The sequence below is a fragment of the Dictyoglomus thermophilum H-6-12 genome, from assembly GCF_000020965.1.
Taxonomy (GTDB): Bacteria; Dictyoglomota; Dictyoglomia; order Dictyoglomales; family Dictyoglomaceae; genus Dictyoglomus; species Dictyoglomus thermophilum.
This window is the reverse complement of sequence record NC_011297.1, coordinates 584,965-603,397: the sequence shown is the minus strand read 5'-3', so window position 1 is coordinate 603,397 and position 18,433 is coordinate 584,965. Positions and strand designations below refer to the sequence as shown.

16 protein-coding genes are annotated in these 18,433 nt (G+C 33.8%); 11 read left to right on the top strand and 5 right to left on the bottom strand.

Annotation, left to right across the window (positions count from 1 at the left end; genetic code table 11):
* Positions 1-36 precede the first annotated feature (36 nt).
* Together trxB and pdo are read left to right on the top strand one after the other, a co-directional pair.
* A complete protein-coding gene (gene trxB, locus DICTH_RS02835) occupies positions 37-1,008 on the top strand; it encodes a thioredoxin-disulfide reductase (protein WP_012548176.1) in 972 nt (323 codons plus the stop codon).
* 2 nt (positions 1,009-1,010) lie between these two features.
* Positions 1,011-1,694: a protein disulfide oxidoreductase gene (gene pdo, locus DICTH_RS02830; RefSeq protein ID WP_012548344.1), complete on the top strand. Its 684-nt coding sequence runs from the start codon at positions 1,011-1,013 to the stop codon at positions 1,692-1,694.
* On the opposite strand, the gene DICTH_RS02825 is transcribed toward pdo, so the two are convergent.
* On the bottom strand, positions 1,691-3,028 hold the full coding sequence (locus DICTH_RS02825; protein WP_143707865.1) for a bifunctional folylpolyglutamate synthase/dihydrofolate synthase: 1,338 nt from the start codon (positions 3,026-3,028) through the stop codon (positions 1,691-1,693). The two genes, pdo and DICTH_RS02825, sit on opposite strands and share 4 nt — an antisense overlap.
* A 167-nt stretch (positions 3,029-3,195) precedes the next feature.
* On the opposite strand from DICTH_RS02825, the gene DICTH_RS02820 reads away from it, so the two are divergent.
* The 7 genes from DICTH_RS02820 (at position 3,196) to DICTH_RS02790 (ending at position 10,429) form a co-directional block, all read left to right on the top strand.
* Positions 3,196-5,076 carry a DUF4914 family protein gene (locus DICTH_RS02820; protein ID WP_012547699.1) on the top strand — a complete coding sequence of 627 codons (1,881 nt, stop codon included), beginning with the start codon at positions 3,196-3,198 and terminating at the stop codon, positions 5,074-5,076.
* Positions 5,077-5,173: 97 nt separating this feature from the next.
* Positions 5,174-5,779: a phosphate propanoyltransferase gene (locus DICTH_RS02815; protein WP_012547064.1), complete on the top strand. Its 606-nt coding sequence runs from the start codon at positions 5,174-5,176 to the stop codon at positions 5,777-5,779.
* Between the two features lie 84 nt (positions 5,780-5,863).
* The gene (locus tag DICTH_RS02810) at positions 5,864-6,166 is read left to right on the top strand and encodes a LapA family protein (RefSeq protein ID WP_012547945.1); all 303 of its coding nucleotides are present in this window, start codon (positions 5,864-5,866) and stop codon (positions 6,164-6,166) included.
* Positions 6,167-6,237: 71 nt separating this feature from the next.
* Positions 6,238-7,134 (top strand): quinolinate synthase NadA, encoded by an 897-nt coding sequence (nadA, locus tag DICTH_RS02805; RefSeq protein WP_012547324.1) that lies wholly within the window; start codon positions 6,238-6,240, stop codon positions 7,132-7,134.
* Positions 7,131-8,765, top strand: a complete 1,635-nt coding sequence (gene nadB / locus DICTH_RS02800; RefSeq protein ID WP_012548130.1) for an L-aspartate oxidase — start codon at positions 7,131-7,133, stop codon at positions 8,763-8,765. The genes nadA and nadB overlap by 4 nt, the downstream gene beginning before the upstream one ends.
* Entirely contained in the window at positions 8,725-9,564 is an 840-nt protein-coding gene (gene nadC / locus DICTH_RS02795; RefSeq protein ID WP_012548765.1) for a carboxylating nicotinate-nucleotide diphosphorylase, read from the top strand. The genes nadB and nadC overlap by 41 nt, the downstream gene beginning before the upstream one ends.
* Before the next feature lie 4 nt (positions 9,565-9,568).
* Positions 9,569-10,429 carry a DMT family transporter gene (locus DICTH_RS02790; protein ID WP_012548080.1) on the top strand — a complete coding sequence of 287 codons (861 nt, stop codon included), beginning with the start codon at positions 9,569-9,571 and terminating at the stop codon, positions 10,427-10,429.
* Here DICTH_RS02790 and DICTH_RS02785 read toward each other — a convergent pair.
* Positions 10,399-11,601: a TIGR04013 family B12-binding domain/radical SAM domain-containing protein gene (locus tag DICTH_RS02785; protein WP_012548668.1), complete on the bottom strand. Its 1,203-nt coding sequence runs from the start codon at positions 11,599-11,601 to the stop codon at positions 10,399-10,401. The genes DICTH_RS02790 and DICTH_RS02785 overlap by 31 nt on opposite strands.
* Before the next feature lie 108 nt (positions 11,602-11,709).
* Between DICTH_RS02785 and guaB the strand changes: the two genes are divergently transcribed.
* A complete protein-coding gene (gene guaB / locus DICTH_RS02780; RefSeq protein ID WP_012548198.1) occupies positions 11,710-13,191 on the top strand; it encodes an IMP dehydrogenase in 1,482 nt (493 codons plus the stop codon).
* On the opposite strand, the gene DICTH_RS02775 is transcribed toward guaB, so the two are convergent.
* Together DICTH_RS02775 and DICTH_RS02770 are read right to left on the bottom strand one after the other, a co-directional pair.
* Positions 13,188-15,635, bottom strand: a complete 2,448-nt coding sequence (locus tag DICTH_RS02775) for an ATP-binding protein (protein WP_012547257.1) — start codon at positions 15,633-15,635, stop codon at positions 13,188-13,190. The genes guaB and DICTH_RS02775 overlap by 4 nt on opposite strands.
* A gap of 27 nt (positions 15,636-15,662) precedes the next feature.
* On the bottom strand, positions 15,663-16,028 hold the full coding sequence (locus DICTH_RS02770) for a response regulator transcription factor (protein WP_012547146.1): 366 nt from the start codon (positions 16,026-16,028) through the stop codon (positions 15,663-15,665).
* A 93-nt stretch (positions 16,029-16,121) separates the two neighbouring features.
* Here DICTH_RS02770 and DICTH_RS02765 point away from each other — a divergent pair, with 93 nt between their 5' ends.
* The gene (locus DICTH_RS02765; protein ID WP_012548644.1) at positions 16,122-16,406 is read left to right on the top strand and encodes a metal-sulfur cluster assembly factor; all 285 of its coding nucleotides are present in this window, start codon (positions 16,122-16,124) and stop codon (positions 16,404-16,406) included.
* A 3-nt stretch (positions 16,407-16,409) separates the two neighbouring features.
* Here DICTH_RS02765 and DICTH_RS02760 read toward each other — a convergent pair whose 3' ends face one another.
* Positions 16,410-18,380, bottom strand: coding sequence for an ATP-dependent helicase (locus DICTH_RS02760; protein WP_012547590.1), 1,971 nt, complete (start codon positions 18,378-18,380; stop codon positions 16,410-16,412).
* Between the last annotated feature and the right edge of the window lie 53 nt (positions 18,381-18,433).

Genomic DNA, 18,433 nt, shown 5'->3' with positions numbered 1-18,433 from the left:
TCCATATGGTATATTAAAAGGAGGTGATAAAGAAAAATGGATTTTATATCTTTAACAAAGCCTATAGAAAAGATTGAAGAAGAACAAGATGTAATTATTTTAGGAGGAGGACCAGCAGGTCTTACTGCAGGAATATATGCTGGAAGAAATCTGTGGAGAACTCTTATAATTGAAAAGGCAATAGTAGGAGGCAATGCTGCTCTCACAGAGAAAATAGACAATTATCCTGGTTTTCCAGAAGGAATAACAGGAGAAGAATTGGTAAAAAGAATGGAGGCTCAAGCAAAAAAATTTGGTTCTAAAATATTAGAAGCTGATGTCTTATCCTTAAAAATAGACGGAAACTGGAAAATAGTTGAAACATCAAATGGAGTTTTTAGGGCTCCTACTCTTATTATTGCTACTGGCACAAGACCCAAGAAATTAGGAGTTCCAGGAGAAAAAGAATTTATAGGGAAAGGTGTCTCCTACTGTGCAGTATGTGATGGTGCCTTCTTTACTGGAAAAAAAGTTGCTGTTATAGGTGGAGGAGATTCTGCTGTTGAAGAAGCAATATATCTAACAAAGTTTGCTGAAGAAGTAACAATTATTCATAGAAGAGATACTCTTAGGGCCGAAAAAATAAATCAACAAAGAGCTTTCTCTAATCCTAAAATAAAATTTCTATGGAGCCATATAGTTAAAGCTATAGAAGGCGAGAAGAAAGTTGAAAAATTAATACTAGAAGATTTAAAGACGGGAGAGACCAAAATCTTTCCTGTAGATGGTGTTTTCATTTATATAGGCTTAATTCCAAATACAGAACTTTTTAAGGGTATTTTGAATTTGGATTCCAATGGTTTTATAATAACAGATGAAAAAATGCATACTTCTATACCTGGAATATATGCAGCAGGAGATGTAAGAGGTAAAATTCTAAGACAAGTTGTAACTGCAGTTTCTGACGGAGCTATAGCTGGTATGGAAGCAAGCAAGTTTTTAGAAGAATTAAATTACAAGGAGGTTTGACAATGGCTTTATTAAGAGAAGAGGATCGTCAATATTTAGAAAATCTATTTAAAGAAAACCTTAAAGACAAAGTAAAAATTATACTCTTCAGTGACAAAGCAGCAGGAAGTAAGCTGGTTGTTCCTGGGAGAGTAGAATGTCCTTACTGCCAGCAAACAAGGGAAATCTTAGAAGAACTTGTATCCCTTTCGGACAAGCTAGAACTTGAAATTCACGATTTTCTAACCGATGAGATAATTGCTAAAAAGTATAATGTGGATAAGATACCTGCAATTCTTTTTGAAAAAAATAACAACGTCCTTGGTGTGAGGTATTTTGGTATCCCTTCTGGATATGAATTCTCAAGTTTAATAGAAGACATCTTGGACATATCCCGTGGAGAAACTCAACTTTCCCCAACCACAAAAGCTTTCCTTGCTACTGTAAACAAACCAGTACATATACAAGTATTCGTTACTCCTACATGTCCATACTGTCCAAGAGCAGTGAGACTCGCCCACCAATTTGCCATGGAAAACCCATTAATTACTGCAGACATGATAGAAGCTATAGAATTTCCACATCTTGCTGAGAAGTACAATGTAACTGGAGTTCCTAAAACAATAATAAATGAGAAAGTAGAAATTGAAGGAGCTGTACCCGAGAACATATTCCTTGAATACTTTAAATCTGCTTTAAAAGACTAATCTAATCTTCCATAAAAATAATCTAAAGCCTCACCTGCAAGGTACAAAGAGCCTGTAATAAGTATCAAATCTGCAGGTGAGGCTTTTTTATTAACAAAGCTTATTGCACTACTAAAATTATCATAAATATTTATCTCAGCATTTGGCCTGAAAACTTTGACTATATTAGCAAGCTCTTCAGGAGTCCTTGTTCTATGTGAAGGCAAAGGTATAAAATTATAGCTATAAACTAATGGATCTAGAATCTTTAGAAATTTCTCCGCATCCTTATCTTTCATAATTCCACATATCAAAAACAATCTATCAAAATTAACATAACTTTCCAATGTATTTTTTAACGCCATAGCAGAATCTACATTGTGAGCACCATCTACTACTATCAAAGGGTTTTTATTAATGATTTGAAATCTTCCTCTCCACTGCACATTTTCAAAACCTTTTTTTACAACCTCATTATCTATGTTTAACCTGTTTTTCAGTACATATATAGCTCCGTAAGCAGTAACAGCATTCACAATCTGATGCTCTCCCAAAAGAGGTATAAAAAATTCTTCCTTTATATCCCTTCCCTCTAATAAGAATTTTTGTCCATCAAGATTAGCCTCTTTTTTCCTCCAACTAAAAAGATCGTCTACTTTATAATAAACAGCATTTCTTTCTCTCGAAACTCTTTCAATAACTTCTTCTGCTTCTTTCTTTTGGGGAGAAGATATAACAATTTTACCCTCTTTAATAATTCCTGCCTTTTCAAAAGCAATCTTCTCTAAAGTATCACCCAGTATATGCATGTGATCAAAACCAATGGGAGTAATAATTGAGATAAGTGGATTAATAACATTTGTAGCATCTAACCTTCCTCCAAGCCCCACTTCTATAACTACATAATCAAGTTTCTTCATAGAAAAATACAAAAAAGCAAGTGCTGTTAAAACCTCAAAAAAAGTAGGAGAACCAAAAATAGGATGCTTTTTAGCCTCTTCGATATAAGGCTTAGCATAGTCGATTAAATCAACAAATTCCTCCTGAGAGATAAATCCCTCATGAGTAGCTATTCTTTCTCTTATAGACTGAAGATGAGGAGACGTATAAAGTCCCACTTTATAGCCTGCTGATTTCAAAATTGAAAAAATCATAGCAGAAGTAGATCCTTTTCCTTTAGTGCCAGCAATATGAAAAGCTTGAAGATTATCTTGAGGATTTCCCATTAGTTGTAGCAAATATCTCATTCTCTCAAGGTAAAACTTTTTCTCTTCATAGGTTAAATTATCAAGTCGCTTTTCATAGTTTATAAAACTATTGACATAATTTAGACTATCCCAATACAATTTTCTCATTCCTCCATTTTATTAATATTTTTTTTATTGATTTTAGCATTTTTTTGTGCTAAATTTATTCCGTAAAATCTGTATCAACGGCGATAGTATTTCCCAACAAAGAAGTTAATTTTTACTTATTATATATTTTTTAGAAATATTTCTCTAAGAAAGGAGAGAACTCCAACATGATAAGAGAAGAAATTTCATACTTAGTCCTACCAAAAGAAGTAGAAAACATTCTTCTTTCTTGTAAAAAAATTATAATCCCCGAAAGTAGGGAACATTTTTTAGAACTTGCCTTAGGTGGAAAAAACAATATGGAATTTGAGGTAAAATATGAGGTCCCAGGAAAGGGAGAAGTGGTTGAAGCCATAATAACAAGAGCAAAAAATGGTATAGTGGTAAACTATACAGATCCTTACATGAGAAGACGTGACCCTGATAGTTTGGTAATAGGAGACGAGGGAGACACTGATAAACCCACTTTTAAGGAAAGATTTGGCGAAGATTTTGATACTTTAAGAGAAAAGACCTTTAACTGGTTAAAAGAGCAAGAACTAATTGTAATGCCTTTTATGGCTGGAGGATATGAATTAGGATATCCATCTCTGTTAATTGCTCCTTCTAACGCAGGATTTTTTGCTTGGGCTCTTGCAGATATTCAAGGATTTATACCTAAAAGTCAATTGAGAGATAACTTTGAACCTATAGCTATTGTTTATGTAGCTCCTCCCTTCAGACATACTCATTTTTCAGGTAAACAGATAGTAGTACACTATAGATCTGATGGAAGGCACGAGGTATTCTCTTACAATCTGTATCCAGGGCCAAGTGCTAAAAAAGGTGTCTATGGTGTGCTTTTAAATATAGGCGAGATGGAAGGCTGGATTACTGCCCATGCCTCTACAGTCAAAATCGTCACTCCTTACGATAACGAGTTAGTAATACTGCACGAAGGAGCAAGTGGCGGTGGAAAAAGTGAAATGATTCAACAAATGCACAGGGAGAAGGATAATAGAATACTAGTAGGAGAAAACATCGTTACGGGAGAAAAGTACTACATTGAGATAAAAGAATCATGTGAAATATTCCCTGTAACCGATGATATGGCTTTATGCCACCCACGTCTTCAAAATGGAAGTGGTAAAATGGTTATAAAAGACGCAGAACAGGGATGGTTTGTAAGAGTTGACCAGATAAAAAGATATGGAGTAGATCCCCAACTTGAATCCATTACAATTCATCCACCAGAGCCTCTTATATTCCTAAATATTGAAGGGCATCCTGGAGCCACAGCCCTAATATGGGAACATACTATGGACGAACCAGGAAAACCTTGTCCTAATCCAAGAGTAATATTACCGAGAAGATTTGTACCTAATATTATAGATGAGCCCGTAGAAGTAGACGTTAGAAGTTTTGGCTTTAGAACTCCACCTTGTACAAAAGACAAACCAACTTACGGAATTGTTGGACTGTTCCATGTACTTCCACCTGCCTTAGCCTGGCTATGGAGATTAGTAAGTCCAAGAGGATACGATAATCCCAGCATAACCAGTGGCGATCTAATGAGTAGTGAGGGTGTAGGTTCATATTGGCCTTTTGCAACAGGAAAGATGGTAAAACATGCTAATCTCTTACTACAACAAATTCTAGATTATCCACGTACTCAGTACATACTTATTCCTAACCAATATATTGGTGCTTATAGAGTTGGTTTTATGCCAGAATGGATAGTAAGAGAGTATCTGGCAAAAAGAGGTAGCGCCAGAATTAAACCTGATAATCTAAAACCAGCAAGATGTTCATTACTTGGATTTGCTCTTGAAACTCTAAAAGTAGAAGGTCATTACATTCCTAAAGCTCTCCTTCAAGTAGATCAACAGCCAGAAGTAGGCCCTGAAGCTTATGATAAAGGAGCAGAAATGCTTAAAGCATTTTTCAAAAAGGAACTACAAAAGTTCATATCTTTAGATCTTGACCCCTTAGGCAAGAGAATTATAGAGTGTTGCCTTGAAGATGGAACCTTAGAAGACTATATAAAACTCATTCCTCCTCGAAGATAAGAAACTTTTAATTTTTTTACTTTAAAAAATATGTCTAAAGTGGTATAACAATATAGTAAAAGAAATTAAAACGATTATATTCGAGGAGGAATATAAAATGAAAGAGGTAAAAGTACCAATAGGCGTGTCTGCACGCCATGTACACCTCTCTCAGGATGATCTGGAGAGGTTATTTGGTAAAGGCTATGAATTACATCCATTAAAGCCATTATCCCAACCAGGACAATTTGCAGCCGAGGAAGAAGTAGAATTAATTGGACCTAAGAGATCTCTAAAAGTAAGAATCCTTGGCCCAGTGAGAAAAAATACTCAGGTAGAATTGGCTTTAACTGATGTTATTTATTTAGGTCTTCCATCTATACCTCCAGTAAGAGACTCGGGAGATGTAGAAGGAACTCCAGGAATAAAAATAAAAGGACCATTGGGAGAAATTGAAATACCTAAGGGTGTAATTATTGCATGGAGACATATTCATACACCAGAAGATATAGCAAAAGATTTAGGACTTGTGGATAAACAATTAGTAAAAGTAAAAGTAGAAGGACCAAGAGCACTTACTTTTGAAAATGTCTTAATAAGAGTAAGTAACAAATTTGCTTGGGAATTCCATATCGATACCGATGAAGCAAATGCGGCAATGGTAAAAACAGGTGATATTGCAACAGTGATTTTCGAACCAGCTAAAATTATGCAAAAAATTTAATATTATTTCAAGTTGTAAAATATAAAAAATCTCAAAAGAGGGAGAATATAAATTTCTCCCTCTTTTTTTAGGAGGTGAGAAATAGTGAGTACTGTAATAATAGTACTACTTGTAGGGATCATTTTGGCTCTTTTATTCTCTTTTCAAAATCAATCCTTAGTAACCATTTACTTCTTAAACTGGTCTTTTGAAGAGAAAATATCTACAGTGCTATTTTTAACCTTTGCTGCTGGCGTTATCCTTGCTTTCATAAGTACCTTACCAACCATTATCAAAGACAAAAGAACTATATCTAAGTTAAATAAAAGGATAAAAGAGTTAGAAAAAAATATAAGCCTAAACAAAGAAACCTTACCTGAACAAGATAATAGAGTAAATAACAAATAACATTTGACAAGATCCTAATATTCCTTTAACTTTATAATTCATAAATAATACTTTCAGAGGTGAGATTTTAAATGACAATACAAGAGAAGATACAAAAGCTAAAAAGAGAAAAGAACGCTATAATTTTAGCTCATAATTACCAACTTCCAGAAGTACAAGATATAGCAGACTTTGTAGGAGATTCTTTAGAACTTGCAAGAATCTCCGCACAAGTTAAAGAAGAAGTCATTATATTCTGTGGAGTACATTTTATGGCTGAAACAGCCTCCATTCTTGCTCCTAATAAAAAAGTAATACTCCCTGATCTTTTCGCAGGATGTCCTCTTGCAAATACTATCACACCAGAAGATGTAAAAAGTTTAAAGGAAAAATACAAAAACTATGCAATAGTAGCCTATGTAAATACATCAGCTAAAGTAAAGGCAGAAAGTGATTATATCTGCACCTCCGCTAATGCCATATCAGTAGTAGAAAAAATCCCAGAAGAAAAAATTATATTCATACCCGATAGAAACCTGGGATACTATGTAAGTAAACATACAAAGAAAGAAATGATAATATGGAATGGATTCTGCCCAACTCATCAAAGAATATTACCTCAAGATATAATCAATCTCAAAGAAAAATACAAGGATGCAAAAGTAGTAGTTCATCCTGAATGTAGAAAAGAAGTTTTAGATCTTGCAGACAAAATTGCAAGTACTAGTGGAATAATTAAATTTGTAAAAGAGGATGATGGGAAACGTTATATTATAGGAACAGAAGCAGGACTTTTACATCGTCTGAGAAAAGAAAATCCTGAAAAAGAATTCTATCTCGCTTCTTCCCTTGCTGTTTGTCCCAATATGAAGAAGATTACTCTCGATAAGATACTAACAAGTCTAGAAAATTTAGAGCCAGAGGTTAAAGTTGAAGAATCTGTTAGAGAAAAAGCATTAAAACCTATAGAAAGAATGCTTAATCTATGACCGAGAGATTTATAACACCTTTTTCTAGTGAAGATTTTGAAAAAGAATATGATTTGATAATAATTGGCAGTGGTATAGCAGGGTTAATATCTGCCTATTATGCTCCAGAAAACCTAAAAATAGCTTTACTTTCTAAAGATAAACTTGAAGAGAGTAATACCTATTACGCCCAAGGCGGTATTGCTGTAGCCTTAAACCCAGAAGATTCTCCAGAACTTCATTACAAAGATACTTTAAACGCGGGTGCAGAATTTAATGAAGAGAAAATCGTAAGAATAGTAGTACATGAAGGAATAGAAAGAGTAAAAGACCTTATCAAGTTAGGAGTGAACTTTGATAAACATAACGGACTCTCTTTTACAAAAGAGGCTGCTCACAGTAAGAGAAGAATTCTTCATGCTCAAGGAGACGCTACCGGTTATGAGATAGCAAGAGTAATGATAAACCTTGTGAGGAATAAAAATAACATAGATATATATGAGCATCATATGTTAGTTGATTTACTAACCCATGAAGATGAGGTATACGGAGGAATTTTCTTTGATACCAAGGAGAAGAAAATCAAAATATTTACTTCAAGATATACTATATTAGCCACAGGTGGCGCAGGCCAATTATACCTGCATACCACAAATCCTCTTACTGCTACTGGAGATGGTCTTGCAGTTGCTTTTAGAGCCGGTGCAAGAATAATGGATCTTGAATTTTTCCAATTTCACCCTACAGCCCTTGATATAGATTCTCCCCAAAGGTTTCTCATCTCAGAAGCAGTGAGAGGAGAAGGAGCTCATCTCCTAAATGCCTTTGGAGAAAGATTTATGTTAAATTATCACCCTCTTGCAGAGCTTGCTCCAAGGGACGTAGTAACAAGAGCAATATTTTTTGAGATGACGGAAACTCAAGACAAAATATATCTAGATCTTAGGCCTATTGGAGAAAAAAGAATAAAGGATAGATTTCCTAATATCTATAAAAAATGTATGGAATACGGCATAGATATTACAAAAGACTTAGTACCAGTCTCTCCAGCTGCCCATTATTTTATGGGAGGAATTGAAACCGATGAAAACGGAAGAACAAGCTTAAAAAACCTCTACGCATGTGGAGAGGTCGCATGTACTGGATTGCATGGAGCTAATAGATTAGCAAGCAATTCTCTTTTAGAAGGACTTGTATTTGGTAAGAGATGCATTGACACCATATTAAATGAAGACCCAGCTAAGCCTCGTTCCATACCCAACAATAAGAGTATACATGTAAATTCGTTCTCCTTAGGAGAAGTAGAAAAGATGATAAAAATTCTCCGAAAAACCTTATGGGAAAAAGTAGGAATTATAAGAGAAGAAAAGGAATTAAAAGAGGCAGAAAATATCATCCATGAGAATCTATATGAGAAATTAGGTAGTTGCACTATTATAGACAGATCCTTTTTTGAACTTAAAAATATGCTCCTAATATCTAAACTCATGATAAATTCAGCTTTGATAAGAAAAGAAAGTCGTGGAGCTCATTTTAGATTAGACTATCCTAAATCTAAAGAAGAGTGGAGAAAACATATAATCTGGGAAAGAGAAAAAGAGGTGATATTCTGTGAAGTCAATTCCTTACCTTCATTTAAAAAAAATCGTTGAGGAAGCCCTAGAAGAAGATATAGGCTTTGGAGATATAACGACTGAAAGTATCGTTCCAGAAGATATGAATTCAAAAGCAGTGATCATTGCAAAAGAAGAAGGAATACTTGCAGGATTACCCGTAGCAAAAGCAGTATTTAAAACTTTAGAAAGTAGTGTAGAATTTAAAGAACTTAAAAAAGATGGAGATAAGATTAAAGAGGGGGACATAATTTTAGAAATTATTGGAAAAACAAAAACAATTCTTATGGGAGAAAGAACTGCCTTAAATTTCATTCAAAGACTCTCAGGAATAGCAACCTATACAAGAAAGTGTGTAGATATGGTAAGACCTTACGGAGTAAAGATCTTAGACACAAGAAAAACCACTCCGACGCTTCGGATTCTTGAAAAATACGCTGTAAAAATAGGAGGAGGAGAAAATCATAGATTTGCTTTATATGATATGGTACTGATAAAAGACAACCATATAAGAGTAGCTGGAAGTATAAAAGAAGCAATAAGAAGAGTAAGAGAAAATGTCTCTCACGTATACAAAATAGAAGTTGAAGTAAGTAATTTGGAAGAGTTAAAAGAGGCCCTCGAAACTCAGGTTGACATAGTACTTCTTGATAACATGGATTATGAAACTCTAAAAGAAGCAATAAATATGGCAAAGGGGAAAGTATTAATTGAAGTATCAGGAAAAATTTCCATGGAAGATCTGGAAAAAATTGCCAAATTAGGAGTAGATTTTATCTCTATGGGAAAACTTACCCATTCTTTTAAAAGCTTAGATCTAAGTTTAGAAATATTATAACAAGATGATAAAGAATAAAACAGAAAAAGAAAAAGCATATATATTTCTCTTAATTGGAATAACAGCTATGGCTTCTGCCTCTTTGATAATAAGGCTCACTCCTGCTCCACCTCTTATCATTGCTTCTTATAGACTACTCATAGCATCTCTCATATTATTTATAATAAACAAAAACCACATAAGAATACCCAAAAACATTCCCATACTGCTTCTTGCAGGAATTTCTTTAGGAATACATTTTTATACATGGATTTCTGCATTGTTCTTAACCTCAGTTGCCAATGCAGTAGTATTAGTAAACACAAGTCCAATATTTATTTCTCTTCTTACCTACATATATGAAAAAAGAAAACCAACTAAAAAATTTTTCTTTTCTCTCTTTTTAATCCTTATAGGTATAGTCTTAATAACCAATAATAAGCTTTCATTAAGATTTGGAGAAGGAGAATTACTCGCAATACTGGGTGCTGTTACTTTTGCCTTCTACCTTTATATAGGAAGATACCTTTCCTCTGATTTAAACGTATCCTCATACATCACACTGGTATACTTTACAGGAGGAATCACTCTCTTAGTTTTTGCCCTCTTGTTAAGAATACCTCTCGTAGGATACCCTATTAATATATATGTTAATTTCCTACTCCTTGCTCTAATTCCCCAACTTATAGGACATACATCAGCCAATTACGCTATAAGAATTCTATCTCCCAATTTGACCTCTATTGTATTAATAGGTGAAACAGTCATTGCAACAATTTTTGCCTTTATCTTCTTAAAAGAAAAAATTTCTCTATTCCAAACCATAGGAATTATATTTATTATTATAGGAATTCTCTACTCCTCTTTGGAAGAAAAATATTTATAAAGATCCCAAGCTATTTTTTCTTGTTCTCTAAAGTTTCCAAAGATTACTCCTTTAGGGAGTAATCTATTTATCACCTTTTTATATAATCCCTCTATCTTTCCTGGGGGAAACTTAGCAAAAGGTGTTCCAGGCAAAGGCATAAAAGTATGAGCATGAACTTTGGCTCCCATTTTTACCAACTCTTCTATGAATCTTACAGTCTCTTCAATATCTTTTTCCTCTTCGTACGGAAGACCAAAAATAAAATCCACATTAGCCTTCAGGTTGTATTTTAGAGTTAATTCAACAGCCTTATATACATCTTCAACCGTATGTGCTCTATGAGACAAATCAAGAATTCTTTGACTTCCCGACTGAGCTCCTATCACTAGATTATCATTATTAGCGTAAGTTTTAACAAGCTCTAAAGTTTCCTCTTTAACATGTTCTGGCCTGACCTCTGAGGGAAAAGACCCAAAAAATATTCTGCCTTTTTTACCAATTACTTTTCTTATACCAGAAAGTAATTCTTCAATTTTAACCAGATTAACATCTTTTCCAGTATTAGAACCATATGCAAAGGCATTAGGAGTTACAAATCTTATATCTTTTAAGTTTAGATTATTCATTACCTTGACTAAATCTAAAATTTTCTCCACACTTCTATGTCTCATCACTCCTCCAAAAATTCTTGGAGTTTGACAGAAATAACAACCGTAAGGGCAACCCCTACTTATCTCTATAGGACCAAATCTTTTAAATTTAAGAGAAAAAGGAGAAAATTCATCAAGATTAACAAAGCCTTTAGCTTTAAAGATTCCCTTAACGTCTTCGCCAGAAATGATTCTATCAATAATATCAAGAAAAAGCTTTTCCCCCTCTCCTACTACTACAATATCTGCCCCAATTTTAATAGCACTTTCAGGATCTCCTGATGCATGAGGTCCCCCTACAATTATCTTTATATTCTCAATCTTAGATTTTATTTTTCTTAAAAGAGCCTCTATTTCAAAAAACTGAGTAGTAAAGAAAGATACACAAAAAATATAAACGGTATTTTTCTCTATATTTTCTAGCCATGAACCAAGTTTTTCACTAGATATAACCTCTACTTCAAGAGGTTTGAAACTGCCCTCCAAAGCCCCAAGAAGAGCATTTACACTATATTTGTTCTGTTTATTATCATAAAACAAGATTTTATAGCTCATTGCTAATAATTTTACAAAAAATAAATTTGACTTTTAAAGCTCTCTTAAATAAAATAATTGAAAATTTTCACAAACCAAAAGGAGGATCTTGTTATGAACTTCGATGAAAGGTTTTTAGGAGAAGCCTTAACCTTTGACGACATACTATTAGTACCAGCATATAGTGAAGTAACCCCTAAGGAAGTGTGTGTAGATACCTATCTCACTGAAAGAATACATTTAAATATACCTATATTGAGTGCTGCCATGGATACGGTAACAGAAGCAAGAATGGCTATAGCCATAGCTAGGGAGGGTGGGCTTGGTATAATCCACCGAAATATGAGTATTGAAAGGCAAGCAGAGGAAGTAGATAAGGTAAAAAGATCTGAACACGGAATGATAACAGATCCTATCTTTTTACATCCTGAACAAACTGTAGGAGAAGCTCTAAGTATAATGGCAAAATATCATATCTCAGGTCTTCCAGTGGTAGAAAAAGATGGAAAACTAGTAGGTATAGTTACAAACAGAGATTTAAGATTTGAGACAAACATGAATAAAAAGGTATCTGAGATAATGACAAAAGATAACCTCATAGTAGCTCAGGTAGGAATAACCATAAAAGATGCCCAAGAAATACTTCAAAAGTATAAAATTGAAAAACTTCCTATAGTAGATAAAGATTTTAAACTAAGAGGGCTCATAACCATTAAAGATATACAAAAGATGAAACAATATCCAAATGCTGCAAAAGATAAGAAAGGTAGGCTTATTGCAGGAGCAGCTATAGGAGTTGGGGAAGAGGCTATAAAAAGAGCAAAAGCCCTTGTAGAAGCAGAAGTTGATGTAATTGTAGTAGATACTGCTCATGGTCACCACAAAAGGGTATTAGAAACAGTAAATGAACTCAAAAAATTGTTTTCAAAAGAAGTTGTAATCGTTGCAGGAAATGTGGCTACAGCAGAAGGCACTAAAGCTTTAATTGATGCAGGCGCAGACGTAGTAAAAGTAGGAATTGGGCCAGGATCTATATGTACCACAAGAGTAGTAGCTGGAATAGGAGTTCCCCAATTTTCTGCCATATGGGAATGTGCAAAAGAAGCAAAAAAGTACAATGTGCCAATTATTGCTGATGGGGGCATAAAATTTTCAGGAGATATAACAAAAGCAATAGCAGCAGGGGCTCATGCAGTAATGCTGGGAAGTCTACTTGCAGGAACAGAAGAGAGTCCTGGCGAAATAGAGATATATCAGGGAAGAAGTTTCAAAGTCTATAGAGGAATGGGATCTTTATCAGCAATGAAAGAGGGAAGTAAAGATAGATATTTTCAGGAACAATCGGAAAAATTAGTACCTGAAGGTATTGAAGGAAGAGTTCCTTATCGAGGACCTGTCTCAGAAGTATTATTCCAACTTGTTGGTGGGCTAAAATCGGGAATGGGTTATTGTGGGGTTAAAAACTTAGAAGAGTTAAGAACCAAAACCAAATTCATAAAAATTACCAATGCAGGATTAAGAGAAAGCCATCCTCATGATGTAATAATAACAAAAGAGGCACCTAACTACAGTATTTCTACATGGGAGAGTCGCTAAAAATCCTCGTTCACAAGCCTGACCACATCTTCTATACTATTATTAACAGAAGTTAAAAATTTCAGATGTACCTTTAAGTCTCCCATATCTCCTAAAGGGATATGGGAGACTTTTTCTTCTATATCCATTACTGTCCTTGTAAAAAGATAAAATCTATTAAAACCATGCCCAATTAGATCATTGGGTCTTAACCTTTCTTTTAATCTATTTGCAAGGTTATAAATAGTATTCTTTCTCACATTATCAGATATGAGCCCCTCAAATTCATAATAGATTCTACCAAAAGCAAAAGGCCCTTGGACTTTATACATCTCCCTCCATAACAGAGGGAAAAAGTAAGGTAAAGAGAGGGTTCCTGTGAGAGGATCTACAAGAGAAAACCTTCTTGGAAGCCTTATAGTAAAGGTAGTACCCTCTCCCACCTTGCTTGCTACTGAGATCTTTCCTCCATGAGCTTCTATGATGCTCTTAACTATTGAAAGACCAAGCCCCGTTCCACTTGTAGACTTCCTCAAAGAGCTATCTACTCTATAGAACCTATCGAAAATATGAGGAAGATGCTCAGGAGGGATTCCTATCCCTTGATCTTGCACCTCTATTACTATATCCTCCATTTTATCTGAAACTCTTACCCATATATTTCCTCCATTAGGCGAGTATTTAATAGCATTATCTAAAAGATTATGAAAAACCTGAGCAAGTCTTGCATTATCTCCAAGAATAAAGGTAGGATACTCAGGGAATTGCAAAACTATTGTATGCTTTGAAGTCTGCGTTTGGAAAAAAGTAGCTCTTTCTTTTATTACCTTTCTTATTTCCACCATTTCCTTTTTAAGTTCAATCTTACCAGATTCTATTCTTGAAACTTCAAGTAAATCATTTATTAATTGAGTTAAGCGTTCCGATTCCTTATATATTATCTGATAATAATTTCTTACTTTTTCTGGTGGTAGATTCATTTTTATTAGAAGCTCACTATAGCCTTTAATAGCTGTTAAAGGTGTCTTTAACTCATGAGATACATTAGCAACAAATTCTGATTTCATCCTGTCAAGCTCCTTTGCCAAACTTATATCCCTAAGAGCAAGGATAAAATTGGTAACCTTTCTACCCTCCCAAGTACTAGAAAGATTGCATCCTAAAATAATTTCTTTTTCTCCATTCCAAACCTTCATCTCATATTGCATCAAAGAAAGCCCCTGAAACACCATTTTATCCAACGGACATTCAGAACACATTAATTCTCCAGATAAATTCCTACACTTTAAAACTTCTGTACATCTTTTCTCTTTCTGTTCAGGAGATAATTTAAATATCTCTTCTGCCACATTATTAAACATGGACAATCTTTTTCTTCCATCTAAAATAACCAAACCATCACCAACATTTTCAAGAATCTTTTTCATTTTCTCTCTTTCTAAATTCACTTCGTTATAGAGAATTGCCTTATTTAGAGCTACAGAGGTCTCGTATGCTAAATTCATAAGCATATCAAGCTCATACTCGGTAAATTTCCTATTTCTATTGCTATTTATAACCTCTATAGCTCCTAGAACTTCATCTCCAACTTTTAAAGGGGCACAAATTATTGAGCCTGTTTTGAATCCAGAGAGTTTATCATAATAGCTTGAAAATCTTGGATCTTTCTGAGGATTATTTATAATTATAGGAGTTCCATTTTCTACTACCCAACCTACAATACCTTCTCCTTTAGACAATTTCTTACCCTCTAATAATTCTCCTTTCTCTCCAATAGCTCTCTCAAAGATCAAATCCCCTGTATCTTTATCTTTTAAAAAAATAGTTCCACCATCAGCCCCTAAAAGTTTCACTGCAGAATCTAAAATTAGAGATAGAATTTCCTTAGTTTCCAAAGATGAGTTAACGGTTTTTATTATCTCAGAGAATATCTTCATTTCATTTATCTTTTGCTCAAGTTTTAAACTTTCTCTACCAATATAATTCAAGAATAAAGCAAGAACAATAGCTATAACTCCAAGCTCAACAACTCTAATATAAGTATTACTTAAGATTATGTTAACACCCTGAATAATTCCAAAAAGTATAAAAACAAGAGTAACTAATATGGCAGAAAGTATAGCAGATCTGAAATCATATCTAAAAGCAGAAGATACTATCGGAAAAATAAGGAACAAATATAGATCACTTGAAATTCCTCCAGTAAGATATACAAGTATGGCTACCAAGATCACATCTATCGCAGTAAAAATCTCATGCTTATAAAAAATAGGATACTTATATACAGGAAATATGGTTGTGATCAATATATAAATAGAAGAAAAAACAAGAAATATATTAAAAATGCTTTGGTTTATTGGAGGGATTATATCAAACTTCACAAGTAGTAAGGCTATAAAAAGAAGTAAGGCTCTAAATAAAGACAAAAGCCTTTCTTTTGTTTCGTTATAATAAGTCTTCACCATAAAAAAAGAGCCCTAACCTTAAAAATCTTACTCTCCCAAAAGATTTTCTACTCTAGTAATTAAATCTGCAAGTCCAAAAGGCTTAGTCATATAATCATCTGCGCCCATACTATAGCCAACTCTTTTATCAAGATCACTAGACCTTGCTGTTAGTATTAGGACAAGAGAATTTAATGAAGGATCCTCTTTAATCTGCTCACATATTGTATATCCATCAATATCAGGGAGCATTATGTCCAAAATTACAAGATCCGGATTTAACTCCTTTATTTTCTCTAATGCCTCCTTACCTGTACCTGCCTCGTGGATTTCATATTTGTTTAGGAATTCAAGGGTCTCCTTAATAAGCCCCCTAACATTTTGTTCATCTTCAACGATTAGTATTTTCTTCATTACTTACCTCCCAAGTAAATTTTAATATTTCTTTAATTTTATCAGAGGACATTTTATTATATTATACTAACAAAAAATTACGAGGTGAATGGTATGAATTTAAAGGAAACAATAGAAAATAAATTAAAAGAAATTATAGACCCTGAGGTAGGATTAGACTTAGTCACTCTAAACACCATAGAAAAATTAGAGATAGACAATGACGGAAATGTAAAAATAGTTTTTAGACCTACAACTCCATTCTGCCCTTTAGGGATACAATTAGCCTTATCCATTAAAAAAGCAGTCAAGGAAATAGATGGAGTAAAAAATGTAGATGTGGAAGTAGTGGATTATATATTTGCAGAACAAGCTAACGAACTATTAAAAAATCAATAATTACTAAATCTCTCTTTGAACTATCCACTCCTCGAAGAGCTCTTTGTAAGGGAGCTCTTCGAGGAAGATAGATGGCTTAGTAAAAACATTCATATCTTTTACTTTTCTCGTAAGATAAGTAATAACATAGAGTTCTCTTTTTGCTCTTGTAACAGCCACATAAAAAAGCCTTCTTTCTTCTTCTATATTATCCATACTTTTATAGGATGGAAAATCTCCCTGAACAAGCCTCAAAATAAACACAGCATGCCACTCGAGTCCCTTAGCCTGGTGAATTGTAGACAAAACTACAAAATCTTTCTCTTCTTCTTCCTCTTCTAATAATTTTTCTCCTGCATAAGTATAAAGAGTAAGCTCACTTAAGAACTTCTCAAGATCATCATACCTTTCAGAAAGAAGAATAAGTTGATCAACATCCTTTTCTCTATCTTTGAAATCAGGATAATTTCTTTCCAAGTAATCTTTGTAATATTCATTAAAAAATACCCTTAAAATCTCCGAAAAGTTTTGAACAGGAATAACCTTTATTTTATCCCAAATGTTTTTTAATATCCTCAAACCCTCAAGAGTCCTTCCACTAAACTGCATCTGAAAAATCTTATCAAAATCCTTAGACTCTTTCAAAACTTGAGAAAGTTTTTTTGCATAAGCTCTACCAATACCTGGAAATAATTTAAAAAATCTCTGAGCGGATATTTCATCTTGAGGATTAAAAAGTATCTTCAGCAGAGAGATCATATCTTTAATGTGAGCCTGTTCAAAAAATCTTAAACCTCCCCTAACCTCATAGGGAATCCCTTGCAGAGTAAGTTCCATTTGAACGGCCATAGAATGATAATTGGATCTAAAAAGTACACCTATGTCCTTATATTTTACACCCTCTTTATGTAACTCTTTTATAACCTCTACTACAAATTGTGCTTCCTCCTCATCATCCCTCACCCATACAAGTTTTGGCTTACTTCCACTTTTCAAAACAGGTTTTATCTCTTTAAAATATTGTCTTGTATTCCTTTTAATTATCTCATTTGCAAGATTTATTATTTCAGGAGTGCTCCTATAATTGAAAACCAAATAAAAAATCCGTGTGCCTGGAAAAATTTCTGGAAAAGATAAGATGTTTTCGATGGTTGCTCCTCTAAAAGAGTATATACTTTGAGCATCGTCTCCTACTACCAATATATTCTTATTTTCCTCTCGCGTAAGCCTTATGATTTCTCCCTGAAGCCAATTAGTATCTTGGTACTCATCCACAAGAATATATAAAAATCTGTCATTTAAAATCTTCCTCGTCTTTTCACTCTCCAAAAGCAATCTATACCAAAAGAAAAGTAGATCATCATAATCAAGAACATTAAGCTCTCTTTTCCTTTTCTCATATCTCTCAAAAACCTTCTGCACAATCTCAATTTTATCTATTATCTGAGGTGCCTTTATCTTTAAAACTTCATCCCAATTCTTTCCTGTATTTACCTTATAGCTAAAAAGCTCACCCAAGATTCCTTTACCAAGATTCTCTTCTGGAAATAACTCCTCAAGACATTCATCAATGAGATCCAATGAATCTTCTCTATCAAGAATGTTATATTGCTCATTAATGCCTATTATCTTGCCATAAACTCTCAATATTCTATTTCCCACATGATGAAAAGTACCACCCCAAATCTCTTCAATACTCTCCCTTATAAGAGCCTGAGTCCTGTTAATCATATGTCTTGCAGCCTGGTTAGTAAAGGTTAAAAGCATAATGTTTTTTGGAGAATAGCCAAGAGCTACAAGATAGCCTACTCTATAAACAATAGTCCTTGTTTTTCCGGAACCTGGTCCAGCAATAACCAAAGAAGGACCATCTGCCTCTAAAACTACTTTTCTTTGTTCTTCGTTGAGATCTTTCTCAATTCTTTCGAGAAATTCTTTTTTCTTTCTGGATGGTATTATGAATATTTTCTTTTCGCTATCAAATTGGTTATTCATGATAAACTATTATATAATACTTAAAAGTTAAATTAATTTATAGGAGGCATAAG